This is a genomic window from Pseudarthrobacter sp. NIBRBAC000502771, from assembly GCF_006517215.1.
GTDB lineage: Bacteria > Actinomycetota > Actinomycetes > Actinomycetales > Micrococcaceae > Arthrobacter > Arthrobacter niigatensis.
In genome coordinates this window covers 1,323,736-1,348,161 of the sequence record NZ_CP041187.1, presented here as the reverse complement: position 1 = coordinate 1,348,161, position 24,426 = coordinate 1,323,736, and the positions used below count along the sequence as shown (strand labels likewise).

Below are 24,426 nucleotides of genomic sequence, written 5' to 3'. Positions count from 1 at the left end.
TTGTTATTTAGTTGTGTTGGTTCCGTGCCGTGACAACCCGTGGTGGGGGGTTGTTGGTTGGGAACCACATAGTGGACGCAAGCAGAGTTTTGTATGTATCTGTGTGGTGTAAGTTGTTGGCCTATTAGTACCGGTCAGCTTCACGAGTCGTTAGTCCTCGCTTCCACATCCGGCCTATCAACCCAGTGGTCTGGCTGGGGGCCTCTCACACATAAATGTGTATGGAAATCTCATCTTGAAGCGAGCTTCCCGCTTAGATGCTTTCAGCGGTTATCCCATCCGAACGTAGCTAATCAGCGGTGCACTTGGCAGTACAACTGACACACCAGAGGTTCGTCCGTCCCGGTCCTCTCGTACTAAGGACAGCCCTTCTCAAATTTCCTGCGCGCGCAGCGGATAGGGACCGAACTGTCTCACGACGTTCTAAACCCAGCTCGCGTACCGCTTTAATGGGCGAACAGCCCAACCCTTGGGACCTACTCCAGCCCCAGGATGCGACGAGCCGACATCGAGGTGCCAAACCATGCCGTCGATATGGACTCTTGGGCAAGATCAGCCTGTTATCCCCGAGGTACCTTTTATCCGTTGAGCGACGGCCATTCCACAATGTACCGCCGGATCACTAGTCCCGACTTTCGTCCCTGCTCGAGATGTCTCTCTCACAGTCAAGCTCCCTTGTGCACTTACACTCGACACCTGATTGCCAACCAGGCTGAGGGAACCTTTGGGCGCCTCCGTTACTTTTTAGGAGGCAACCGCCCCAGTTAAACTACCCATCAGGCACTGTCCCTGACCCGGATTACGGGCCGAAGTTAGATGTCCAAAGTGACCAGAGTGGTATTTCAACGATGACTCCACCCGAACTGGCGTCCGGGCTTCAACGTCTCCCACCTATCCTACACAAGCCACTCCGAACACCAATACCAAACTATAGTAAAGGTCTCGGGGTCTTTCCGTCCTGCTGCGCGTAACGAGCATCTTTACTCGTACTGCAATTTCGCCGAGTTTATGGTTGAGACAGCGGGGAAGTCGTTACTCCATTCGTGCAGGTCGGAACTTACCCGACAAGGAATTTCGCTACCTTAGGATGGTTATAGTTACCACCGCCGTTTACTGGGGCTTAAATTCTCAGCTTCGCCTTGCGGCTAACCGGTCCTCTTAACCTTCCAGCACCGGGCAGGAGTCAGTCCGTATACATCGTCTTGCGACTTCGCACGGACCTGTGTTTTTAGTAAACAGTCGCTTCCCCCTGGTCTCTGCGGCCCCGATCCCCTCCACACCGCGAAGGTGTATCAAGGTTGGGGCCCCCCTTCTCCCGAAGTTACGGGGGCATTTTGCCGAGTTCCTTAACCATAATTCTCTCGATCGCCTTAGTATTCTCTACCTGATCACCTGTGTCGGTTTGGGGTACGGGCGGCTAAAACCTCGCGTCGATGCTTTTCTCGGCAGCATAGGATCACCAAATCCCCCCAAACGGGGGTCCCATCAGATCTCAGGCACCATGAGTGGCGGATTTGCCTACCACTCGCCCTACATCCTTAGACCGGGACAACCATCGCCCGGCTCGGCTACCTTCCTGCGTCACACCTGTTAATACGCTTGCCTCCCAGGATCAGGTCCCGCGCTCCACCAAAACCCTTCACCCACAAGGGGTGTCGGGCAGGTCTCGGGCGGTTAGTATCCCCTGTTCAACATGGACGGTTTTTCGCCGGTACGGGAATATCAACCCGTTGTCCATCGACTACGCCTGTCGGCCTCGCCTTAGGTCCCGACTTACCCAGGGCAGATTAGCTTGACCCTGGAACCCTTGATCATTCGGCGGACGGGTTTCTCACCCGTCTTTCGCTACTCATGCCTGCATTCTCACTCGTGTAGGCTCCACCACTGGTTTACACCGCAGCTTCACCGCCCACACGACGCTCCCCTACCCATCCACACTCCTGAACCACAAAGGCTTGGAAAATATGTGAATGCCACAACTTCGGCGGTGTACTTGAGCCCCGCTACATTGTCGGCGCGGAATCACTTGACCAGTGAGCTATTACGCACTCTTTTAAGGGTGGCTGCTTCTAAGCCAACCTCCTGGTTGTCTGGGCAACTCCACATCCTTTCCCACTTAGCACACGCTTAGGGGCCTTAGTTGGTGGTCTGGGCTGTTTCCCTCTCGACTATGAAGCTTATCCCCCACAGTCTCACTGCTGCGCTCTCACTTACCGGCATTCGGAGTTTGGCTGACGTCAGTAACCTTGTAGGGCCCATTAGCCATCCAGTAGCTCTACCTCCAGCAAGAAACACGCAACGCTGCACCTAAATGCATTTCGGGGAGAACCAGCTATCACGAAGTTTGATTGGCCTTTCACCCCTACCCACAGCTCATCCCCTCCATTTTCAACTGAAGTGGGTTCGGTCCTCCACGACGTCTTACCGTCGCTTCAACCTGGCCATGGGTAGATCACTTCGCTTCGGGTCTAGATCACGCCACTCACACGCCCTATTCAGACTCGCTTTCGCTACGGCTGCCCCACACGGGTTAACCTCGCGACGTAACACTAACTCGCAGGCTCATTCTTCAAAAGGCACGCCGTCACCAGAACAGAGCCGGCTCCGACGGATTGTAAGCACACGGTTTCAGGTACTGTTTCACTCCCCTCCCGGGGTACTTTTCACCTTTCCCTCACGGTACTGGTCCGCTATCGGTCATTAGGGAGTATTTAGGCTTATCAGGTGGTCCTGACAGATTCGCACGGGATTTCTCGGGCCCCGTACTACTTGGGATACTCTCACAGGCGGTACAAACACATTACGGTTACGGGACTAACACCCTCTCTGGCCGGCCTTTCAAAACCGTTCACCTATGCGCGCACATCACACCCCACCAGCCCGGCAGAACTGGTACGGAAAGTCCCACAACCCCGACCATGCAACGCCCGCCGGCTATCACACATGGAACGGTTTAGCCTGATCCGCGTTCGCTCGCCACTACTAACGGAATCACTATTGTTTTCTCTTCCTGCGGGTACTGAGATGTTTCACTTCCCCGCGTTCCCCCCACGCACCCTATGTGTTCAGGTACGGGTCACCAAGTCACTCGCGCGCTCGGCGGGGTTTCCCCATTCGGACACCCTGGGATCACAGTCCGGTTATCGACTCCCCCAGGCTTATCGCAGATTCCTACGTCCTTCTTCGGCTCCTAATGCCAAGGCATCCACCGTGTGCTCTTAAAAACTTGACCACAAAGATCAAAAACAAAAAACACTCGAGAGAACCACGAAAACTGTCCCGCACACCCAAAAGGGCGCACGAACCAGATCCAGGTTCATATTCTTGGAAATTGCTTCTTATACAAGATGCTCGCGTCCACTATGTAGTTCTCAAACAACAACCCCACACCACACACCCCACACACACGTGCGCGGAACGTCATGGCAGGGAAACCAGAAACACACAAACCCGAGGCAAAAACCCCGGCCCTGTTGCCTCAGGACCCAACAGTGTGCCAAACACTACCCGGCAGAACCAACCACCCACGTTCCAGGACAACCCCACAAAGGAGAGCATCCGTACTAGCAAATGGTCCGTGCCACCAGGCACCTATTTGTTGATATTCCACCCATGAGCACCCGCCACGGAACAATCGTCCGTGCTACGGGCTTGCTTCCTGACAACACCACACCCGGACATACATCCAGGCCGGTTGTTGTAGGCGCTCCTTAGAAAGGAGGTGATCCAGCCGCACCTTCCGGTACGGCTACCTTGTTACGACTTAGTCCCAATCGCCAGTCCCACCTTCGACAGCTCCCTCCCACAAGGGGTTAGGCCACCGGCTTCGGGTGTTACCAACTTTCGTGACTTGACGGGCGGTGTGTACAAGGCCCGGGAACGTATTCACCGCAGCGTTGCTGATCTGCGATTACTAGCGACTCCGACTTCATGGGGTCGAGTTGCAGACCCCAATCCGAACTGAGACCGGCTTTTTGGGATTAGCTCCACCTCACAGTATCGCAACCCTTTGTACCGGCCATTGTAGCATGCGTGAAGCCCAAGACATAAGGGGCATGATGATTTGACGTCGTCCCCACCTTCCTCCGAGTTGACCCCGGCAGTCTCCTATGAGTCCCCACCATCACGTGCTGGCAACATAGAACGAGGGTTGCGCTCGTTGCGGGACTTAACCCAACATCTCACGACACGAGCTGACGACAACCATGCACCACCTGTAAACCGACCACAAGTGGGGGACCTGTTTCCAGATCTTTCCGGTTCATGTCAAGCCTTGGTAAGGTTCTTCGCGTTGCATCGAATTAATCCGCATGCTCCGCCGCTTGTGCGGGCCCCCGTCAATTCCTTTGAGTTTTAGCCTTGCGGCCGTACTCCCCAGGCGGGGCACTTAATGCGTTAGCTACGGCGCGGAAAACGTGGAATGTCCCCCACACCTAGTGCCCAACGTTTACGGCATGGACTACCAGGGTATCTAATCCTGTTCGCTCCCCATGCTTTCGCTCCTCAGCGTCAGTTAATGCCCAGAGACCTGCCTTCGCCATCGGTGTTCCTCCTGATATCTGCGCATTTCACCGCTACACCAGGAATTCCAGTCTCCCCTACATCACTCTAGTCTGCCCGTACCCACCGCAGATCCGGAGTTGAGCCCCGGACTTTCACGGCAGACGCGACAAACCGCCTACGAGCTCTTTACGCCCAATAATTCCGGATAACGCTTGCGCCCTACGTATTACCGCGGCTGCTGGCACGTAGTTAGCCGGCGCTTCTTCTGCAGGTACCGTCACTTACGCTTCTTCCCTACTGAAAGAGGTTTACAACCCGAAGGCCGTCATCCCTCACGCGGCGTCGCTGCATCAGGCTTGCGCCCATTGTGCAATATTCCCCACTGCTGCCTCCCGTAGGAGTCTGGGCCGTGTCTCAGTCCCAGTGTGGCCGGTCACCCTCTCAGGCCGGCTACCCGTCGTCGCCTTGGTAGGCCATTACCCCACCAACAAGCTGATAGGCCGCGAGTCCATCCAAAACCACAAAAGCTTTCCACCAACCACCATGCGATGGAAGGTCATATCCGGTATTAGACCCAGTTTCCCAGGCTTATCCCAGAGTCAAGGGCAGGTTACTCACGTGTTACTCACCCGTTCGCCACTAATCCACCCACAAGTGGGCATCATCGTTCGACTTGCATGTGTTAAGCACGCCGCCAGCGTTCATCCTGAGCCAGGATCAAACTCTCCGTTGAAAACAAACAGACACAACCAAAACCACCGGAAATAACGGCGCCAATGGCTGCACAAAATTTGAAACCAGCTAAAAACACCAAACCACACCACAGGGGCGGCACGATTCGGCAAATTCAACCAATCACATTACATAATCGGTATCAACAAACTTGGCACACTATTGAGTTCTCAAACAACAGACACACCCGGCACCACCCAAACACTTACGTTCAGGATCGCTCCGGAGCAACTTTTCAAACTTACCCGATCCCCCGCCCCGAAGCAAATCCATCTTTCAGGACCCACATCGAAGAGAAGACCGCCCCAACCGATTTCCAGCGCCCTAAAGAGCAACCAGAATCTGGCTTTGATTTGGGGGTTTTGGCCACCCGGTGAACAGTTCTTCACTGTCTCCCCCGCGGCGACTTAGAAAACAATACCCGCACACAACCTACACCGCAAATCGACCCAAGCTACACCCTTACACCCCCAGAAACCCCGGAAAACCGCGGCTTTCTTAGCCCTGGGCAGGGCTTTTTTCGTTTCGCAGGCAGTTCACCGGTTCTATGGAGTGGCTCACATCTGCTTCAGGTGGTCGCCGGCCACCCGGAGCGGCATCGCATGTTCCGCCGCCGGCTGCATGGCTCCAGAAGGTCTGGCCGCACGCTGCTGACGGTTCTACCCCGGCGACCCAGACAAGAGGTAAGGGCCTTGCCTCTCAGGGGCTGGTGCGGGCTGCCTCGTCGGTGCGGGCCCCGCTTGCGGTCCAGCTGCGCAGCAAGTTCATGGCGTCCGCGGACGAGGTGGCAGGCTCAGCGAGGTACGTCATGAGGACCAGGCCGGGAGTCGATGATATTTCGAGGGCTTCGTAGCCGAGGGTCATGTCACCCACGACGGGGTGGTGGATGTGTTTGGTACCCGTGGAGTGGGTCCGTACGGTGTGGCCTCCCCACCAAGTCCGGAACTCGTTGCTGCGGGTCGCGAGCTCACCGACCAGGGCCATCAGAGCTTTGTCGCTGGGATCCTGGCCGGCCAAGAGCCGCATTCCCGATACGGCTTCGAGTGCGATCGTGCCCCAGTCCTGGTAGAACACCCGGGAACGTTCATCCAGGAACATGTAGTGGGCGCTGTTCAGCACCGGCTTTCCTGCCGGGAAAAGGTCGGGGAACAATGCCCGGCCCAAGGGGTTGGACGCGACCGGGTCCCCGAGCCGGGTCATCGCGATCGCGGGAACGTCGCCCATTGCGTCGATCAGCTGGGCGACCCGCGGCGACACCCGTGGTTGGGGTTTTGTCCTGGGTGCCCGGCGCGGTCCGGTCGCCGCACGCGTCAGATCGAACAGGTGCGCGGTTTCAGCCTCGTTCAGTTGCAACGCCCGCACGAGGGCGAACAGCACACTCTCGGACACGCCGCTGAGGTCTCCGCGTTCCATCCTCGTGTAGTAGGCGGTGCTGACCCCGGCAAGCTGTGCGACTTCCTCGCGGCGCAGGCCGGGAACGCGGCGTTCCCCACCAAACACGGTCAAGCCCGCCACCTCCGGGGTGATGCGGGCGCGCAGGGCGGTGAGGAATTTCTGCACGTCATTGCGGGTATCCATACCCTCAAGGCTAGGCCGGACCTCAGCGGGAGTGGGAGTCCCTGCGGTTACCCCCCGGCTTGGGACCCTTGCGGCCACCGGCTGTCCCTGCGGGGTGTCGAGGGCAGCCCCTGGGGGATAAAACCAGTGGCTCTCACCCGAGAGGGTTTCCTGCCTACCGTTGAAGGTATGACAAACAACGTGATCACGTTGAACAATGGCGTGGACCTTCCCGCTGTCGGGCTCGGTGTCTTCCAGACCCCACCCCACGAAACCACCACGGCCGTCGAGGAAGCATTGCGGGCCGGCTACCGCCTCATCGACACCGCTGCCGCGTACGGCAACGAGGCACAGGTAGGTGAGGGCATCCGCAACTCAGGGCTGTCCCGTGACGAGGTCTTTATCGAGACCAAAATCTGGATCAGCGACTACGGCTGCGACGCGACCCTTCACGGGTTCGAGAAGAGCGCCGCGAAGCTCGGCGTGGACCACATCGACCTGGTCCTGCTGCACCAGCCACTGCCTTCAACCTCACGATCGATGCCTACCGTGCGCTAGAGGAGCTCCTCGCAGACAGCAAGAAGAACCTTCGACGACGCCACTTCGCGGACATCGCGGAGCCGCACGGCAAGTCCCCGGCCCAGATCATGCTCCGCTGGCACCTGCAAGAAGGCCGCGCCGCGGACCCGAGGCCGACTTCATCAACCTCACCGAGCACGCCTTCCCGATCCCCGAAGCCTGACCCACACACAACTTCTATTTATCTCTCTGACAGGAAACACACGATGGAATACACCCAACTCGGCACATCCGAGCTCAAAGTCAGCCGCCTCACCCTGGGGTGCATGAGCTTCGGGACCCCAAACCAGTTTCAGGACTGGTCCCTCGACGGCGAAGCGGCCGCGCCCCTGTTCCGTCAAGCCGTGGAACTGGGCATCAACTTCTGGGACACCGCGAACGTCTATGGCATGGGCAGTTCAGAAGAAATCGTCGGCCGGGCCATGCGCGAATACAGCAGCCGTGAGCAGACAATCCTGGCGACCAAGATCTACTGGCCGATGCACGAGGGCCCGGACGGCGGAGGGCTGAGCCGCGCGGCCATCCTGAAGCAGGTCGACGACTCCCTGGCCCGCCTCGGCACCGATTACGTGGACCTGATGCAGATCCACCGCTTCGACCCCGAAGTCGAGGTGGAGGAGACAATGGAAGCGCTGCACGACGTCGTCCAGGCCGGCAAGGTCCGCTACCTTGGCGCCTCATCGATGTGGGCCTGGCAGTTCGCCAAGATGCAGAGCGCGGCCGGGCAGAACGGCTGGACCAAGTTCGTCTCGATGCAGGACCAGTACAACCTGGTCCAGCGCGAGGAAGAACGCGAAATGCACAGTCTCCTCCTGGACCAAGGCGTCGGCAACATGGTGTGGAGCCCCCTCGGCGGCGGTATCGTCGCACGTCCCTGGGGTGACAAGTCCAGCACCCGGGCAGCGTCCACGCCGGGCCAGGATCAGTTCGGCCGGCCGCTGTTCCTCTACTCCGACAAAGCGATCGTCGACGCTGTCGAGCGCATCGCCACCGAGCGGGGCGTCGCCATGGCTACCGTCGCGCTGGCCTGGGTGCTGAAGAATCCCGTCGTCAATACCCCGATCATCGGGGCGACAAAGGCGAAGCATCTCACGGACGCGTTCGCAGCCCTTGAGTTCACGCTCAGCGACGGGGAAGTGGCCGCGCTGGAGGCTCCCTACACGCCCCGCGAGCCGACATTCTTCTAGCCAGCAACCAGCACCAGGAAGTGCCGGACCAGGCCGGTTCGGCAGACCACACGCCATGAAACCTTCGACCTGTGGCTGCCATGGACGCAAGCCCCCAAGTCTGCGGCGTGCAGGGAAGCGGCTTCGGCCGTCGCGGTGTATGCCTGGCTGAGAGGTGAGGGACGACGGCGGGGCGCACCTTCCAGCCGTTGCCTGCCACGACCGGGTACGGGGTGGGTTGGTGTTTGGTGTTTGGTGTTTAAATGTGGGAGGCCCCAACCGTGTGGTTGGGGCCTCGACCATTAATAGTTGTTCCGGCGGTGACCTACTCTCCCACACCCTCCCGGGTGCAGTACCATCGGCGCTGTGGGTCTTAGCTTCCGGGTTCGGAATGGGACCGGGCGTTTCCCCCACGCTATGACCGCCGTAACCCTTGTACCCGGCCCAACCCTGGGGGTTGGTGGGAAGTTTTGTGGTTACAACATTCGCTGTCCTGGGACAGCATGTGTGGTGTTGTTATTTAGTTGTGTTGGTTCCGTGCCGTGACAACCCGTGGTGGGGGGTTGTTGGTTGGGAACCACATAGTGGACGCAAGCAGAGTTTTGTATGTATCTGTGTGGTGTAAGTTGTTGGCCTATTAGTACCGGTCAGCTTCACGAGTCGTTAGTCCTCGCTTCCACATCCGGCCTATCAACCCAGTGGTCTGGCTGGGGGCCTCTCACACATAAATGTGTATGGAAATCTCATCTTGAAGCGAGCTTCCCGCTTAGATGCTTTCAGCGGTTATCCCATCCGAACGTAGCTAATCAGCGGTGCACTTGGCAGTACAACTGACACACCAGAGGTTCGTCCGTCCCGGTCCTCTCGTACTAAGGACAGCCCTTCTCAAATTTCCTGCGCGCGCAGCGGATAGGGACCGAACTGTCTCACGACGTTCTAAACCCAGCTCGCGTACCGCTTTAATGGGCGAACAGCCCAACCCTTGGGACCTACTCCAGCCCCAGGATGCGACGAGCCGACATCGAGGTGCCAAACCATGCCGTCGATATGGACTCTTGGGCAAGATCAGCCTGTTATCCCCGAGGTACCTTTTATCCGTTGAGCGACGGCCATTCCACAATGTACCGCCGGATCACTAGTCCCGACTTTCGTCCCTGCTCGAGATGTCTCTCTCACAGTCAAGCTCCCTTGTGCACTTACACTCGACACCTGATTGCCAACCAGGCTGAGGGAACCTTTGGGCGCCTCCGTTACTTTTTAGGAGGCAACCGCCCCAGTTAAACTACCCATCAGGCACTGTCCCTGACCCGGATTACGGGCCGAAGTTAGATGTCCAAAGTGACCAGAGTGGTATTTCAACGATGACTCCACCCGAACTGGCGTCCGGGCTTCAACGTCTCCCACCTATCCTACACAAGCCACTCCGAACACCAATACCAAACTATAGTAAAGGTCTCGGGGTCTTTCCGTCCTGCTGCGCGTAACGAGCATCTTTACTCGTACTGCAATTTCGCCGAGTTTATGGTTGAGACAGCGGGGAAGTCGTTACTCCATTCGTGCAGGTCGGAACTTACCCGACAAGGAATTTCGCTACCTTAGGATGGTTATAGTTACCACCGCCGTTTACTGGGGCTTAAATTCTCAGCTTCGCCTTGCGGCTAACCGGTCCTCTTAACCTTCCAGCACCGGGCAGGAGTCAGTCCGTATACATCGTCTTGCGACTTCGCACGGACCTGTGTTTTTAGTAAACAGTCGCTTCCCCCTGGTCTCTGCGGCCCCGATCCCCTCCACACCGCGAAGGTGTATCAAGGTTGGGGCCCCCCTTCTCCCGAAGTTACGGGGGCATTTTGCCGAGTTCCTTAACCATAATTCTCTCGATCGCCTTAGTATTCTCTACCTGATCACCTGTGTCGGTTTGGGGTACGGGCGGCTAAAACCTCGCGTCGATGCTTTTCTCGGCAGCATAGGATCACCAAATCCCCCCAAACGGGGGTCCCATCAGATCTCAGGCACCATGAGTGGCGGATTTGCCTACCACTCGCCCTACATCCTTAGACCGGGACAACCATCGCCCGGCTCGGCTACCTTCCTGCGTCACACCTGTTAATACGCTTGCCTCCCAGGATCAGGTCCCGCGCTCCACCAAAACCCTTCACCCACAAGGGGTGTCGGGCAGGTCTCGGGCGGTTAGTATCCCCTGTTCAACATGGACGGTTTTTCGCCGGTACGGGAATATCAACCCGTTGTCCATCGACTACGCCTGTCGGCCTCGCCTTAGGTCCCGACTTACCCAGGGCAGATTAGCTTGACCCTGGAACCCTTGATCATTCGGCGGACGGGTTTCTCACCCGTCTTTCGCTACTCATGCCTGCATTCTCACTCGTGTAGGCTCCACCACTGGTTTACACCGCAGCTTCACCGCCCACACGACGCTCCCCTACCCATCCACACTCCTGAACCACAAAGGCTTGGAAAATATGTGAATGCCACAACTTCGGCGGTGTACTTGAGCCCCGCTACATTGTCGGCGCGGAATCACTTGACCAGTGAGCTATTACGCACTCTTTTAAGGGTGGCTGCTTCTAAGCCAACCTCCTGGTTGTCTGGGCAACTCCACATCCTTTCCCACTTAGCACACGCTTAGGGGCCTTAGTTGGTGGTCTGGGCTGTTTCCCTCTCGACTATGAAGCTTATCCCCCACAGTCTCACTGCTGCGCTCTCACTTACCGGCATTCGGAGTTTGGCTGACGTCAGTAACCTTGTAGGGCCCATTAGCCATCCAGTAGCTCTACCTCCAGCAAGAAACACGCAACGCTGCACCTAAATGCATTTCGGGGAGAACCAGCTATCACGAAGTTTGATTGGCCTTTCACCCCTACCCACAGCTCATCCCCTCCATTTTCAACTGAAGTGGGTTCGGTCCTCCACGACGTCTTACCGTCGCTTCAACCTGGCCATGGGTAGATCACTTCGCTTCGGGTCTAGATCACGCCACTCACACGCCCTATTCAGACTCGCTTTCGCTACGGCTGCCCCACACGGGTTAACCTCGCGACGTAACACTAACTCGCAGGCTCATTCTTCAAAAGGCACGCCGTCACCAGAACAGAGCCGGCTCCGACGGATTGTAAGCACACGGTTTCAGGTACTGTTTCACTCCCCTCCCGGGGTACTTTTCACCTTTCCCTCACGGTACTGGTCCGCTATCGGTCATTAGGGAGTATTTAGGCTTATCAGGTGGTCCTGACAGATTCGCACGGGATTTCTCGGGCCCCGTACTACTTGGGATACTCTCACAGGCGGTACAAACACATTACGGTTACGGGACTAACACCCTCTCTGGCCGGCCTTTCAAAACCGTTCACCTATGCGCGCACATCACACCCCACCAGCCCGGCAGAACTGGTACGGAAAGTCCCACAACCCCGACCATGCAACGCCCGCCGGCTATCACACATGGAACGGTTTAGCCTGATCCGCGTTCGCTCGCCACTACTAACGGAATCACTATTGTTTTCTCTTCCTGCGGGTACTGAGATGTTTCACTTCCCCGCGTTCCCCCCACGCACCCTATGTGTTCAGGTACGGGTCACCAAGTCACTCGCGCGCTCGGCGGGGTTTCCCCATTCGGACACCCTGGGATCACAGTCCGGTTATCGACTCCCCCAGGCTTATCGCAGATTCCTACGTCCTTCTTCGGCTCCTAATGCCAAGGCATCCACCGTGTGCTCTTAAAAACTTGACCACAAAGATCAAAAACAAAAAACACTCGAGAGAACCACGAAAACTGTCCCGCACACCCAAAAGGGCGCACGAACCAGATCCAGGTTCATATTCTTGGAAATTGCTTCTTATACAAGATGCTCGCGTCCACTATGTAGTTCTCAAACAACAACCCCACACCACACACCCCACACACACGTGCGCGGAACGTCATGGCAGGGAAACCAGAAACACACAAACCCGAGGCAAAAACCCCGGCCCTGTTGCCTCAGGACCCAACAGTGTGCCAAACACTACCCGGCAGAACCAACCACCCACGTTCCAGGACAACCCCACAAAGGAGAGCATCCGTACTAGCAAATGGTCCGTGCCACCAGGCACCTATTTGTTGATATTCCACCCATGAGCACCCGCCACGGAACAATCGTCCGTGCTACGGGCTTGCTTCCTGACAACACCACACCCGGACATACATCCAGGCCGGTTGTTGTAGGCGCTCCTTAGAAAGGAGGTGATCCAGCCGCACCTTCCGGTACGGCTACCTTGTTACGACTTAGTCCCAATCGCCAGTCCCACCTTCGACAGCTCCCTCCCACAAGGGGTTAGGCCACCGGCTTCGGGTGTTACCAACTTTCGTGACTTGACGGGCGGTGTGTACAAGGCCCGGGAACGTATTCACCGCAGCGTTGCTGATCTGCGATTACTAGCGACTCCGACTTCATGGGGTCGAGTTGCAGACCCCAATCCGAACTGAGACCGGCTTTTTGGGATTAGCTCCACCTCACAGTATCGCAACCCTTTGTACCGGCCATTGTAGCATGCGTGAAGCCCAAGACATAAGGGGCATGATGATTTGACGTCGTCCCCACCTTCCTCCGAGTTGACCCCGGCAGTCTCCTATGAGTCCCCACCATCACGTGCTGGCAACATAGAACGAGGGTTGCGCTCGTTGCGGGACTTAACCCAACATCTCACGACACGAGCTGACGACAACCATGCACCACCTGTAAACCGACCACAAGTGGGGGACCTGTTTCCAGATCTTTCCGGTTCATGTCAAGCCTTGGTAAGGTTCTTCGCGTTGCATCGAATTAATCCGCATGCTCCGCCGCTTGTGCGGGCCCCCGTCAATTCCTTTGAGTTTTAGCCTTGCGGCCGTACTCCCCAGGCGGGGCACTTAATGCGTTAGCTACGGCGCGGAAAACGTGGAATGTCCCCCACACCTAGTGCCCAACGTTTACGGCATGGACTACCAGGGTATCTAATCCTGTTCGCTCCCCATGCTTTCGCTCCTCAGCGTCAGTTAATGCCCAGAGACCTGCCTTCGCCATCGGTGTTCCTCCTGATATCTGCGCATTTCACCGCTACACCAGGAATTCCAGTCTCCCCTACATCACTCTAGTCTGCCCGTACCCACCGCAGATCCGGAGTTGAGCCCCGGACTTTCACGGCAGACGCGACAAACCGCCTACGAGCTCTTTACGCCCAATAATTCCGGATAACGCTTGCGCCCTACGTATTACCGCGGCTGCTGGCACGTAGTTAGCCGGCGCTTCTTCTGCAGGTACCGTCACTTACGCTTCTTCCCTACTGAAAGAGGTTTACAACCCGAAGGCCGTCATCCCTCACGCGGCGTCGCTGCATCAGGCTTGCGCCCATTGTGCAATATTCCCCACTGCTGCCTCCCGTAGGAGTCTGGGCCGTGTCTCAGTCCCAGTGTGGCCGGTCACCCTCTCAGGCCGGCTACCCGTCGTCGCCTTGGTAGGCCATTACCCCACCAACAAGCTGATAGGCCGCGAGTCCATCCAAAACCACAAAAGCTTTCCACCAACCACCATGCGATGGAAGGTCATATCCGGTATTAGACCCAGTTTCCCAGGCTTATCCCAGAGTCAAGGGCAGGTTACTCACGTGTTACTCACCCGTTCGCCACTAATCCACCCACAAGTGGGCATCATCGTTCGACTTGCATGTGTTAAGCACGCCGCCAGCGTTCATCCTGAGCCAGGATCAAACTCTCCGTTGAAAACAAACAGACACAACCAAAACCACCGGAAATAACGGCGCCAATGGCTGCACAAAATTTGAAACCAGCTAAAAACACCAAACCACACCACAGGGGCGGCACGATTCGGCAAATTCAACCAATCACATTACATAATCGGTATCAACAAACTTGGCACACTATTGAGTTCTCAAACAACAGACACACCCGGCACCACCCAAACACTTACGTTCAGGATCGCTCCGGAGCAACTTTTCAAACTTACCCGATCCCCCGCCCCGAAGCAAATCCATCTTTCAGGACCCACATCGAAGAGAAGACCGCCCCAACCGATTTCCAGCGCCCTAAAGAGCAACCAGAATCTGGCTTTGATTTGGGGGTTTTGGCCACCCGGTGAACAGTTCTTCACTGTCTCCCCCGCGGCGACTTAGAAAACAATACACGCCCACCCGGCCCACCGCAAACCGGCCCTCACAGGGCCGGAAATCCCCGGTATTCCGCGGCGAAACCCGGAGTGGAGCGCCTGCGCAACTTGCCGCCGTCGTCATTCTGCCGGTGTGTGCTGCCGCACAGGTGTTTCCTGGCAGGCCCAGCCGCTGAACAAGTAACGGGTTAAACGCCGAAGGGCCGGCAACCCTAAGGTTGCCGGCCCTCCTCAAGCAGCTGGAATCAGCGGTACCGGATTACCAGGAAGACTTGGTGATGCCCGGGAGTTCACCCTTGTGTGCCATGTCGCGGAAACGGACACGGGAGATGCCGAACTTCTGGAAGGTGCCACGAGGCCGGCCGTCGATGATGTCGCGGTTACGCAGACGGATCGGGGACGCGTTGCGCGGCAGCTTCTGCAGGCCCAGGCGGGCCGCTTCGCGTGCTTCGTCGGTTGCGTTCAGGTCAACCAGGGTCTTCTTCAGCTCGAGGCGCTTGGCAGCGTAACGCTCAACGATGACCTTGCGCTGCTCGTTGCGAGCAATCTTGGACTTCTTAGCCATGTTTAGCGCTCCTCTCGGAATTCGACGTGCTGGCGGATCTTGGGGTCGTACTTCTTCAGGACCATGCGGTCCGGGTCGTTACGACGGTTCTTGCGGGTTACGTAGGTGTAACCCGTTCCCGCGGTCGACTTGAGCTTGATGATCGGACGTACGTCCTTGTCCTTAGCCACTAGAGCTTCACCCCACGAGCCAGAATGTCGGCGACGACTGCGTCGATGCCGCGCACGTCGATGGTCTTGATGCCACGTGCAGAGACCTGCAGCGTGACGTTACGGCGCAGGGACGGAACCCAGTAGCGCTTCTTCTGAATGTTCGGATCGAACCGACGCTTGTTGCGGCGGTGCGAGTGCGAAATGCTGTGCCCAAAGCCCGGCTCGGCCCCGGTCACTTGGCAGTGTGCTGCCATGACTTCTCCTCAAGAATTGAAAGTAATGATCCGCATATCTGCTGCTGGACCATGCAGCTAAGGGCGACCCACAGAATGTACGGGCAACGGTTAGTCACGCAACTTGAGCCCCTAACTACCGGCCACCCTGGAGAAAATTACCGGGCAACCGGAGCAATTGCGCACGCTCCGCGCACTTAGCGCCTACCAAGTCTACGAGTTGCCGCAATTAAAGACCAATCGGGTGTATAAGCGCCGGCCCATGGATGAAGGTCACAGCAGCCGCTGGCCCCTTTTCACAGCAGGGACATAGCTTCCCCGCGCATGTTTGATGCATGAACACGCAGCTCCTGCCGGCATCACCGGCCGCAAGCAGCTCCGGCCGCCCGGAGCTACCACCAACGAAGATACCCGCCCGCGGCTGGTTCGCCCGCCAGCATCGCCAGCGCATGCTGCGGACGGACCTCCTGACCGTCATTGCCTGGGCATCCGTCGCCGCCGCCATCGCCTTGTGGCTGGCCGACGGCGGGGCCACCAACATCACTTCGGCCGCCTCACTGTTCACGGCGGCGGGAATTGTGGCCGGCCTGGCGGGCATGGACCTGGTCCTGCTGATGCTGCTCCTGGCCGCGAGGATCCCGTTCATCGACCGCACCATCGGCCATGACCGCGCCCTGGAATTCCACGGCAAACTGGGCAAGCCTTCCCTCTACCTCCTCCTGGCGCACGGACTCCTGCTGGTCATCGGGTACGGCATGGCCGAGGGACTGGATCCGGTCAGCGAGTCCATCAACCTGTGGGTCCAGGTCCCCGATATGTGGCTGGCGTTCGTCTCCATGGCCCTGTTCATCGCCGTCGTGGTGACGTCCCTGGTGGCTGTGCGCCGGCGCGTCCCGTACGAGTTTTGGTACGTGGTCCACCTGCTGACCTACGCCGCGGTGGCAACGTCGATTCCGCACCAGTTCAGCGTGGGCGGCCTCTTCGCCGCCGGGACCTGGCAGCGCTGGTACTGGCTCGCCATTTGCATCTACACCGGCAGTGCCCTGGTGTACTTCCGGATCCTTGAGCCGGTGCTGGCCACGGCACGGCACCAGCTCACCGTGGCACGGGTGGAAAGGGTTGCCCCAGGTGTGGTGAACATCGTCATGCGCGGCCGGAAGCTGGACCAGCTGGCAGGGAGCGGCGGACGCTTCTTCATCTGGCGCTTCCTGGCTCCGGGCATGTGGTGGCACCCCCACCCGTTCAGCCAGTCCGCAGAGCCTGTAGTCAACGGCCGGGACGGCCAGGGGACGCTGCGGGTCACCGTGCGGAACCTCGGCGACGGCTCCGCCCAGCTGCTCCGGCTGCGGAAAGGCACCAAAGTGGCCCTGGAAGGCCCCTACGGCCTGCTCAGCACGGCAGCCCGCACGAAGAACAAGGTGGTGATGATTGGCGCCGGCATCGGCATCACACCACTGCGCGCGCTGCTCGAAACCACCCCGTTCGCGCCCGGCGAGGCCACAGTCCTGCTCCGCGGCCATACTGACCAGGAGCTCTACCTGGGCAACGAAATCCTTGACCTCTGCCGGGCGCGCGGGGTCCGGCTCTTCCACCTCACCGGGCCGCGCGCCCACGGCCAGTTCATGTGGCTTCCCGCGGACTCGGTGCACAACGGCTACAGCCTCACCTCCTACGTGCCGGACATCAGGGATGCGGACGTCTACGTCTGCGGCCCGTCGGCGTGGGCGGCCAACGTCATAGCGGACGCCGGGAAAGCCGGCGTCCCCGAGGAACAGATCCATCACGAAAGGTTTGACTGGTGAAAATACGCGGAACAGTCGCAGCAGCTTTGGCCTCCGCCGGGATCCTCCTGGTGGGCTGGCAGACGGGCACCCAGGCGGGCGGCATCAGTACCGTCGCGTCGAGCACGACGGCGACCGGCACCACGGGTGCATCAGGCACCGGATCCACGGGGACGGGTTCGTCCGGGTCTGCCGGGTCCTCCAGCCCATCGGGCACCACAGGGTCGTCCGGGTCCGCAAGCTCCGGGTCCTCCAGTTCGTCCGGTTCCACGGGCTCCGGCACCTATAAGGGAAACACGGTCCAGACCCGGTTTGGCCCCGTGCAGGTCCAGATCACGGTAGCGAACGGAAAGATCACTGATGTCACGGCGCTGCAGCTGACCAATACGGACGGCAAGTCGATCCAGATCAGCAACCGTGCGGCGCCTCTGCTCCGCAGCAAGGTCCTGGCGGCGCAGTCTGCCGATGTACAGACCGTGAGCGGGGCCACCATCACCAGCGACGCCTACCTCACCTCACTCCAGGCAGCCATCGATGCAGCGAACCTCTGATTCCCTGCGCGCCACGGCCGGCACCAGCCTGAAGGCCCGCACTTTTGAGTGCATGGGAACGGTCATCGGACTGACAATGCCCGTCGGCGACCCTGCGGAAGGGCAGCCGGGGCTCGACGAGCTCGCTGCCGCCACCGACGTCGTCGAACGCCTTTTCAGGGACCTTGACGAAACCTTCAGCCTGTACCGCCCCGACTCGGAAGCCAGCAGCCTGGCGCGTGGGGAACTGACGCTGCCCCACGCCTCAGCGCAGATGCGCGAAGCATATGCCGAGGCGCATGAGTGGCGGCTGCGCACGGAGGGAGCGTTCACGCCCGAAAGGCCGGACGGGGTGCTGGATCTTTCCGGCCTCATCAAGGGCCACGCCATCCGTGAGGCGGGAACATCACTTCTGGCCCTGGGCCGCCGGGACTGGTGCCTGAACGCCGGCGGAGACGTCCTGGTCAGCGGCTCGCCACGTCCGGGCAGCGCCGAACCCTGGAAAGCCGGCGTAGTGGATCCCGCGGACCGCAAAACCCTCATCACCGGATATGCCCTCGGCGGCAACAACCCGCACCACGCCCTCGCCACCTCAGGATCCGCCGAACGCGGGGAACACATTTGGCGGGTGGGAAGCGGCCCACCGGACGCGGGGGCGTTTGTCCAGGTCACCGTTGCCGCCGCCGACATTGTCACTGCCGACGTCCTTGCCACCGCCATCGTTGCCGGGGGGACACGGATGCTGGACCAGGTTGCAGACCAATGGGATGTAGCCGTGCTGGCCATCCGCGCGGACCGCTCCATGCTGGCTACTCCGGCGTTCCAGCCAGGATAGGAGACCCGCGCTACAGACGCGTGAGTTGCGGGTACTTGGGGTGCAGGTTGTCCCCGGAAGACTTGCCGGTGACGCGGCGGACCACCCACGGCGCGGCGTACTCCCGGAACCACCGGGCGTTGGCGCGGATGGCGTCGGTCCCGCTCAGTTCCGGCACCGGCGTCATGGGCGGGACGTCGATGGAATGGTCATATTTGAGGACCTCAAGCACGCGCTTGGCCATGTTCGCATGGCCGGCGGCGGACATGTGCATCCGGTCGTGGGCCCACATGCCCCAGTCGTAGTACTCGCTGAAGCGCCAGTAGTCCACCAGCAGGGCGCCGTGGTCCCCGGCGATCCCACGGACCAGTTCGTTGTAGATGGCAGTGCGGCCGCGCATGGTGCCGAACACCTTCGACCCCCGGGCGTCGAAACCCGTGAACATCACCACGGTGGCGCCGGTGGCAGCGAGTTTCCCCACGGCATCGTCGTACTCCACCAGCAGGTCATCGATGTCCACGCGCGGGCGGAGGATGTCATTGGCACCGGCGTAGATGCTTACCAGGGTGGGACGAAGGGCGACGGCGGCGTCCACCTGTTCAGCCAGTATCTGGCGGAGTTTCCGGCCGCGGATGGCCAGGTTTGCGTAGCCGAAATTGGGGTCGGCGGCGCCGAGCTGCTCGGCCACGCGGTCTGCCCAGCCCCGGACGCCATTGGGGCGGTCCGGGTCGTCGTCGCCCACCCCTTCCGTGAAGGAGTCGCCGAGTGCCACAAGCCGGGAAGTGAAATCCATGCGGTTAGTTTGCCACCCGTTGCCGGAAGCAACCAATCGCCTCGGTCGCTCTTAGGTCAGTCCTGGGTTTCGCGCAGGATCCAGTGGTCGGAGTCCAGGCGGCCCACCACTTTTTCACCGATCCGTGCCAGGTCCAGGACATCCTGCTCGGTCAGCGCATCAAGGAACAGGTCACGGACGTCCTCCACGTGGGCCGGGGCCAGCCCGACAATGGTGGCCATGCCTTCCTCCGTGAGATGCGCGGTGGTGACCCTGGCATCGTGGGGGTGCGGGCGGCGCTCCACCCAGCCGCGCTTCTGCAGCTTGGTCACGACGTGTGAGAGCCGGGACAGGGAGGCGCTGGTGCGGGCGGCAAGCTCACTCATGGGCAGGAACCGCTCCTCAGCCTCGGACAGCATGGCCAGGACCGTGTAGTCGAAGAGGGATAGTTTTCCTGCCGCATGCAGCTTGGTGTCCAGAGCCGCAGGCAGCAGCGTATTGATGCTTACCAGCGCCAGCCAGGCACGGCGTTCGTCAGCGTTGAGCCAGCGGGGATCGGTCATGGTCACCATTCTACGATTGATCCTTCAAGTAGCTGGCCGGGCGCCGGTAGGCTTGCCCCATGTATGTTGTCTCCCTCACCTACCGCGTGCCCCAGGAGATCGTCGATTTCCACAACGACGCCCACATCGGCTGGCTGCAGAAGGCCTTTGACGACGGCGTGTTCATCGCCGCCGGCCGCAAGATCCCGCGCACCGGTGGACTGCTCCTGTCGCAGGCTGACCGGGAAACCCTCGACGCCAGCCTGGCCCAGGATCCGTTCTACACCAACGGGGTTGCCGACTTCGAAGTCATGGAGTTCCACGCCGGCCGGGTGGCCCCGGGGTACGAGATCCTGCTGGACACCCCGCCCCAGCCCACTCCCTAACGCGGGCTGCTTCCCGAAGGTGTGCTGCCGGCGTCGGACGTTCCGGCGGCGAGCTTCTTCAGCCCGCCCTTCCGCGGGACCTTCACCGGCTGGGGCCAGCGCGGGGTGAGGGTGTCCCCCAGCGTGACACCACGGAGCTTGCGGCCGAAGAGCGGCAGGACCCAGTCATGGACCCAGCGCCGCTGGCGCCGCTCCCACTCGCGCAGGCTGGGCCGGGCGGGTGGTTCCCAGTCTTTGGGCTTGATCTTGTGCGGCACGCCCAGCTGGTCCAGCACCTGCCCGGCCAGGTACTTATGCCCGGCCTTGGACATGTGGAGCCGGTCCGAGTCCCACATCCGCCGGTCGTGGAAGGCGTCAAGGCACCAGTAGTCCACCAGCACGGCCCCGTACTTCTCCGCGATGTGCCGCACCCGTTGGTTGTAGTAGGTGTTGCGTTTCTTCAGGGGCTCCAGCAGCGCGGAGACCTTGACGTCGAAGCCGGTGAAGAGAACCACCGTGGCCCCGGTGCCTGCCAGCGCTGCCACCAGCTGCTCATAGTCCGCCATAAGCGCGGACATGTCGGTTTTGAGGTCCAGGATGTCGTTCCCGCCGGCGTAGAGGGTGACCAGCGTTGGCCGCATCCCCAGCGCCGGTTCCAGCTGCTCGTCCACGATGTGCCGCAACCGCTTGCTCCTGATGGCCAGGTTGGCGTATTTCCACCCCGGCTGCGCCTTCGCCAGTTTCTCGGCCACGCGGTCGGCCCACCCCCGCACCCCGTTGGGCAGCCGCTCATCCCGGTCCCCCACCCCTTCGGTAAAGGAGTCCCCGAGGGCAACAAACACCCGCCGCCCGGAGTCAGGAAGCAGGGGATCAGAGGGCACAGGCACGAACGTAGCGGGACAAGTCAAAGCAATCACGACGCCGGGATGAACAGTAAGTGATGGGGCGTCCCGGAAATGCCGGCAGGATCTGATGGGGCGTCCCGGAAATGCCGGCAGGATCTGATGGGGCGTCCCGGAAATGCCGGCAGGATCTGATGGCGCGTTTGGCTAGCCTTCGGCTTTGCCCTGCCGCCAGTACCCCATGAACGCCACCTGTTTCCGGTCGATCCCCACGTCGCGGACCAGGTAGCGCCGCAGTTCCTTGATAACCCCTGCTTCGCCTGCCAGCCAGGCATAGAAGGGCAGGGCACCGGCGGGCAGGTGCGGGTTCCTCGAACCGCTGACGGCTGAGGTTTCCAGGCGGGACGGGGTCTCCCACAGGATGTCTTCATCCACGTTGACGTCATCGGGCTCGGGCCCGGCGCCGCCGTCGTCTGCTGTTATGCCCACCCAGCCGGGCACGGGGACAGCCTTGCGCACGGCTTCCTGCAGCAGTTGCCCGTGCTGCCGGGACCGTCCGATGGCGGTGCCGCGGGCCAGCCAGGTGATTTCGATGTCCGCCGGGGAGGTGAGCTGCATGAAGTCGCCGGCCTGCGGAACTTCCAGGAAGGCATGGCCACTCATGTACGACGGGAGGGATTCCAGGACCGCGGAGATGGCGGGGACGGCGGTTTCGTCGCCGGCAAGCAGGACGCGCTGGGCCATTCCGGGGCGCCACTCGATGCCGGAATAGGTTGCGGCGGTGATGCAATGCGCGGCACGGTTGTTTGGGCCGATGATGGTGAGCGGGTCGCCCGGTTTGGCCTTGGACGCCCAGTTTGCCGCCGGCCCGGCGTGCCCATGCCCGTCGGTGTGCATCACGAAGTCGATGTCAATCTCCGGGTACACCGCATCCAGCCGCGCCTCCCGGACCGTATAGGTCCGCATCGAGCCGCGCACGGCCGGGTCCATCGCCAGCCAGTCCCGGTACCAGCCGTCGTGGCCAGTGTCGAAGACGGGGAGCGGCAGCGGTGCGCCGCCCAAGTCCTGCGACGGGATGACGAGCTTGACCCGGAGGTCCAGGGTGTGGCCGTGGACGCCGAAGTCACGCAGCGGGTAGCCGCCGAAAGTGATCCTGCGGAACGTGGGGCTCAGCTCCTGGACGGCGGACACGGCCACCTCGAAGGCCACGCTCATCGGCTGGGCTGTCCGCTGTTGGGTGGAGGCGCTTTGCCGGGTCTTCATGAAACGAGCTCCAGTTCGTTGGCTGTGGCGTGGTGGCGGCCGATGGGAAGAATCAGCGGAGTACCGGAGACGGGGTCCGGGATGACGCGGCTTTCGAGGCCGAAGACCTCGCGGACCAGATCCTCCGTTACCACGTCCTCCGGGGAGCCCAGTGCCGCCACGGCGCCGTCCTTCATGGCGATGACGTGGTCCGCGTAGCGTGCGGCGAGGTTGAGGTCGTGCAGGACGATGGCCACCGTGGTGCCGCGCTTACGGTTCAGGTCGGTTACCAGGTCCAGGACCTCCACCTGGTGGGCCAGGTCCAGGTAGGTGGTGGGCTCATCCAACAGCAGGACGTCGGTTTCCTGCGCAAGGGCCATGGCGATCCATGCCCGCTGCCGCTGCCCGCCGGACAGTTCATCCACGTCCCGCCCGGCGAGCCCCGCCGTTCCGGTGGCCTCCAGCGCGCGCTGCACGGCGGCGTCGTCCTTGTCACTCCAGCTGCGGAAGAAGCCCTGGTGCGGGTAGCGCCCCCGGCCCACCAGGTCGCGGACGGTGATCCCGTCCGGGGCGCTGGGATGCTGAGGAAGCAGGCCCAGGGTGCGGGCCAGTTCGCGTGCCGGACGGGAATGGATGTCCTTGCCGTCCAGGGTCACGGTGCCGCCGGCGGGTTTAAGGAGCCGCGACAGGCCCCGCAGCAGGGTCGATTTCCCGCAGGCGTTGGCACCCACGATCATGGTGACCATACCTTCGGGGATCCGGACACTGAGCCCGTCCACCACGCATCGCTGGTGGTAGGTGAGCGTCAGGTCCCTGGCTAGGAGTACTGCCACGTCAGGCATCCTTTCGGTTGGCTGTGACCAGGAGCCACAGCAGGAACGGGGCGCCAAGCGCGCCGGTGACCACGCCCACCGGCAGGACGGTGCCGCCCAGCAGCAAGGGGGCCAGGTTGGCGGCGAAGTAGTCCGCCGCCAGGACAATCAGGGCGCCCACCATGGCCGACGCCGGCAGGCTGGCTTTGCGGGTGAAGCGGCGGCCGATGGGACCGGCCAGGAAGGCGACGAACGAGACCGGTCCGGCAGCCGCCGTCGCCACTGCTGCCAGTGACACGGCGGTAACCACCAGTGCCAGGCGCGCGGTGCTGACCCGGACGCCCAGGCCGGCGGCTGCGTCATCCCCCAGTTCCAGGACGCGCAGCGGCCCGGCGATAAGGCCCGTGGCGGGAACCAGGGCGGCGAGCGCGAGGAACAGGATGCCCGCGCGGTCCCAGTTGGCGGAGTTCAGGGATCCGTTCAGCCAGACCAGGGCGTCGGCGGCCGTGCGGATGTCGGCCCGGGTCATCAGGAAGCTGACCACGGCCTGGAGGGCGGCCGCCGTCCCCACACCGGCCAGGACCAGCCGGTTTCCGGCAGCGCTTCCCCTGCCGGTTCGGCCGGCGCCGCGGGAAATTGCGTAAATCAGGACCGCCACTGCAAGGGCTCCTGCGAGCGCCGCCCCGGACACGGCGGCACCGGATGCGCCGAAAACAACGATCGCAACAACCGCCGCCGCGCTTGCCCCCGAGCTGATGCCGATGACGTCGGGGCTGGCGAGGGGGTTCCGCAGCATGGTCTGGAAAAGGGCGCCGGCCAGGCCGAACGCGATCCCGATCAGGGTGCCGACGACGGCGCGCGGAAGCTTGTTCTCCATCACGATGAAGCTGGCGCCGGGAATCTTCGGGCCGCCGGTGAGGTGGTTGCCGACGATGGTGAAGAAATCCGGGACGGTCACCGTGTAGCTGCCCAGCAGGACGGACGCAAGAAACAGGATCACGACGGCGGCGGCCAGCACCGCGGTCCGGTCCAGTCGCCCCCGTCCCCCACGTTGCTCCATCACTTTTGGTCCTTTAGGACCGGTTTT

The 24,426-nt window shown here is 60.9% G+C and carries 18 protein-coding genes and 5 rRNA genes; 8 read left to right on the top strand and 15 right to left on the bottom strand.

What is annotated here, in order from left to right:
• Window positions 1-103 precede the first annotated feature (103 nt).
• Window positions 104-3,232: ribosomal RNA gene (locus NIBR502771_RS06405) — 23S ribosomal RNA — on the bottom strand.
• A 482-nt stretch (window positions 3,233-3,714) separates the two neighbouring features.
• Window positions 3,715-5,236 (bottom strand): 16S ribosomal RNA (locus tag NIBR502771_RS06400).
• The 16S and 23S rRNA genes sit together here, the layout of an rRNA operon.
• Before the next feature lie 43 nt (window positions 5,237-5,279).
• Between NIBR502771_RS06400 and NIBR502771_RS06395 the strand changes: the two genes are divergently transcribed.
• Window positions 5,280-5,612 (top strand): hypothetical protein, encoded by a 333-nt coding sequence (locus NIBR502771_RS06395; protein WP_141159003.1) that lies wholly within the window; start codon window positions 5,280-5,282, stop codon window positions 5,610-5,612.
• A 322-nt stretch (window positions 5,613-5,934) separates the two neighbouring features.
• Here NIBR502771_RS06395 and NIBR502771_RS06390 read toward each other — a convergent pair whose 3' ends face one another.
• The gene (locus NIBR502771_RS06390) at window positions 5,935-6,813 is read right to left on the bottom strand and encodes a helix-turn-helix transcriptional regulator (protein WP_141159004.1); all 879 of its coding nucleotides are present in this window, start codon (window positions 6,811-6,813) and stop codon (window positions 5,935-5,937) included.
• Window positions 6,814-6,981: 168 nt separating this feature from the next.
• On the opposite strand from NIBR502771_RS06390, the gene NIBR502771_RS06385 reads away from it, so the two are divergent.
• Entirely contained in the window at window positions 6,982-7,350 is a 369-nt protein-coding gene (locus NIBR502771_RS06385) for an aldo/keto reductase (protein WP_347887672.1), read from the top strand.
• A gap of 227 nt (window positions 7,351-7,577) precedes the next feature.
• On the top strand, window positions 7,578-8,558 hold the full coding sequence (locus NIBR502771_RS06380) for an aldo/keto reductase (RefSeq protein ID WP_141161435.1): 981 nt from the start codon (window positions 7,578-7,580) through the stop codon (window positions 8,556-8,558).
• A gap of 291 nt (window positions 8,559-8,849) precedes the next feature.
• On the opposite strand, the gene rrf is transcribed toward NIBR502771_RS06380, so the two are convergent.
• The 3 genes from rrf to NIBR502771_RS06365 form a co-directional block, all read right to left on the bottom strand.
• Window positions 8,850-8,966: ribosomal RNA gene (rrf, locus tag NIBR502771_RS06375) — 5S ribosomal RNA — on the bottom strand.
• A 187-nt stretch (window positions 8,967-9,153) separates the two neighbouring features.
• Window positions 9,154-12,282, bottom strand: a 23S ribosomal RNA gene (locus tag NIBR502771_RS06370).
• Between the two features lie 482 nt (window positions 12,283-12,764).
• Window positions 12,765-14,286 (bottom strand): 16S ribosomal RNA (locus NIBR502771_RS06365).
• Between the two features lie 43 nt (window positions 14,287-14,329).
• Here NIBR502771_RS06365 and NIBR502771_RS06360 point away from each other — a divergent pair.
• Entirely contained in the window at window positions 14,330-14,662 is a 333-nt protein-coding gene (locus NIBR502771_RS06360) for a hypothetical protein (protein ID WP_141159003.1), read from the top strand.
• Window positions 14,663-14,948: 286 nt separating this feature from the next.
• Here the strand turns inward: NIBR502771_RS06360 and rpsN are convergent, their stop codons facing one another.
• Genes rpsN through rpmB form a run of 3 tightly spaced genes read right to left on the bottom strand, consistent with a single transcriptional unit; the run spans window position 14,949 to window position 15,660 of the window.
• A complete protein-coding gene (gene rpsN / locus NIBR502771_RS06355; RefSeq protein WP_141159002.1) occupies window positions 14,949-15,254 on the bottom strand; it encodes a 30S ribosomal protein S14 in 306 nt (101 codons plus the stop codon).
• A 2-nt stretch (window positions 15,255-15,256) separates the two neighbouring features.
• Window positions 15,257-15,424 (bottom strand): 50S ribosomal protein L33, encoded by a 168-nt coding sequence (rpmG, locus tag NIBR502771_RS06350; RefSeq protein WP_013602737.1) that lies wholly within the window; start codon window positions 15,422-15,424, stop codon window positions 15,257-15,259.
• Window positions 15,424-15,660: a 50S ribosomal protein L28 gene (gene rpmB, locus NIBR502771_RS06345; RefSeq protein ID WP_018763944.1), complete on the bottom strand. Its 237-nt coding sequence runs from the start codon at window positions 15,658-15,660 to the stop codon at window positions 15,424-15,426. The genes rpmG and rpmB overlap by 1 nt, the downstream gene beginning before the upstream one ends.
• Before the next feature lie 314 nt (window positions 15,661-15,974).
• Here rpmB and NIBR502771_RS06340 point away from each other — a divergent pair, with 314 nt between their 5' ends.
• From NIBR502771_RS06340 to NIBR502771_RS06330, 3 genes are read left to right on the top strand one after another with little or no spacing between them, the layout of a single operon-like run.
• Window positions 15,975-17,441 (top strand): ferric reductase-like transmembrane domain-containing protein, encoded by a 1,467-nt coding sequence (locus NIBR502771_RS06340; RefSeq protein WP_141159001.1) that lies wholly within the window; start codon window positions 15,975-15,977, stop codon window positions 17,439-17,441.
• Window positions 17,438-17,971 carry an FMN-binding protein gene (locus NIBR502771_RS06335; protein ID WP_141159000.1) on the top strand — a complete coding sequence of 178 codons (534 nt, stop codon included), beginning with the start codon at window positions 17,438-17,440 and terminating at the stop codon, window positions 17,969-17,971. Before NIBR502771_RS06340 ends, NIBR502771_RS06335 begins: the two co-directional genes overlap by 4 nt.
• A complete protein-coding gene (locus NIBR502771_RS06330; protein WP_141158999.1) occupies window positions 17,955-18,785 on the top strand; it encodes an FAD:protein FMN transferase in 831 nt (276 codons plus the stop codon). Before NIBR502771_RS06335 ends, NIBR502771_RS06330 begins: the two co-directional genes overlap by 17 nt.
• A gap of 10 nt (window positions 18,786-18,795) precedes the next feature.
• On the opposite strand, the gene NIBR502771_RS06325 is transcribed toward NIBR502771_RS06330, so the two are convergent.
• Both NIBR502771_RS06325 and NIBR502771_RS06320 read right to left on the bottom strand, forming a co-directional pair.
• Window positions 18,796-19,557: an SGNH/GDSL hydrolase family protein gene (locus tag NIBR502771_RS06325; RefSeq protein WP_141158998.1), complete on the bottom strand. Its 762-nt coding sequence runs from the start codon at window positions 19,555-19,557 to the stop codon at window positions 18,796-18,798.
• A 56-nt stretch (window positions 19,558-19,613) separates the two neighbouring features.
• Window positions 19,614-20,099: a MarR family winged helix-turn-helix transcriptional regulator gene (locus tag NIBR502771_RS06320; RefSeq protein WP_141158997.1), complete on the bottom strand. Its 486-nt coding sequence runs from the start codon at window positions 20,097-20,099 to the stop codon at window positions 19,614-19,616.
• A gap of 59 nt (window positions 20,100-20,158) precedes the next feature.
• On the opposite strand from NIBR502771_RS06320, the gene NIBR502771_RS06315 reads away from it, so the two are divergent.
• Window positions 20,159-20,464: a YciI family protein gene (locus NIBR502771_RS06315; RefSeq protein ID WP_141158996.1), complete on the top strand. Its 306-nt coding sequence runs from the start codon at window positions 20,159-20,161 to the stop codon at window positions 20,462-20,464.
• On the opposite strand, the gene NIBR502771_RS06310 is transcribed toward NIBR502771_RS06315, so the two are convergent.
• The 4 genes from NIBR502771_RS06310 to NIBR502771_RS06295 form a co-directional block, all read right to left on the bottom strand.
• Window positions 20,461-21,324, bottom strand: coding sequence for an SGNH/GDSL hydrolase family protein (locus NIBR502771_RS06310; protein ID WP_141158995.1), 864 nt, complete (start codon window positions 21,322-21,324; stop codon window positions 20,461-20,463). The genes NIBR502771_RS06315 and NIBR502771_RS06310 overlap by 4 nt on opposite strands.
• Window positions 21,325-21,492: 168 nt before the next feature.
• A complete protein-coding gene (locus tag NIBR502771_RS06305) occupies window positions 21,493-22,548 on the bottom strand; it encodes a siderophore-interacting protein (protein WP_141158994.1) in 1,056 nt (351 codons plus the stop codon).
• Complete coding sequence (locus tag NIBR502771_RS06300) at window positions 22,545-23,360, bottom strand: ABC transporter ATP-binding protein (protein ID WP_141158993.1); 816 nt, start codon at window positions 23,358-23,360, stop codon at window positions 22,545-22,547. Before NIBR502771_RS06300 ends, NIBR502771_RS06305 begins: the two co-directional genes overlap by 4 nt.
• 1 nt (window position 23,361) lies before the next feature.
• Entirely contained in the window at window positions 23,362-24,399 is a 1,038-nt protein-coding gene (locus tag NIBR502771_RS06295) for an iron chelate uptake ABC transporter family permease subunit (protein ID WP_246839827.1), read from the bottom strand.
• Between the last annotated feature and the right edge of the window lie 27 nt (window positions 24,400-24,426).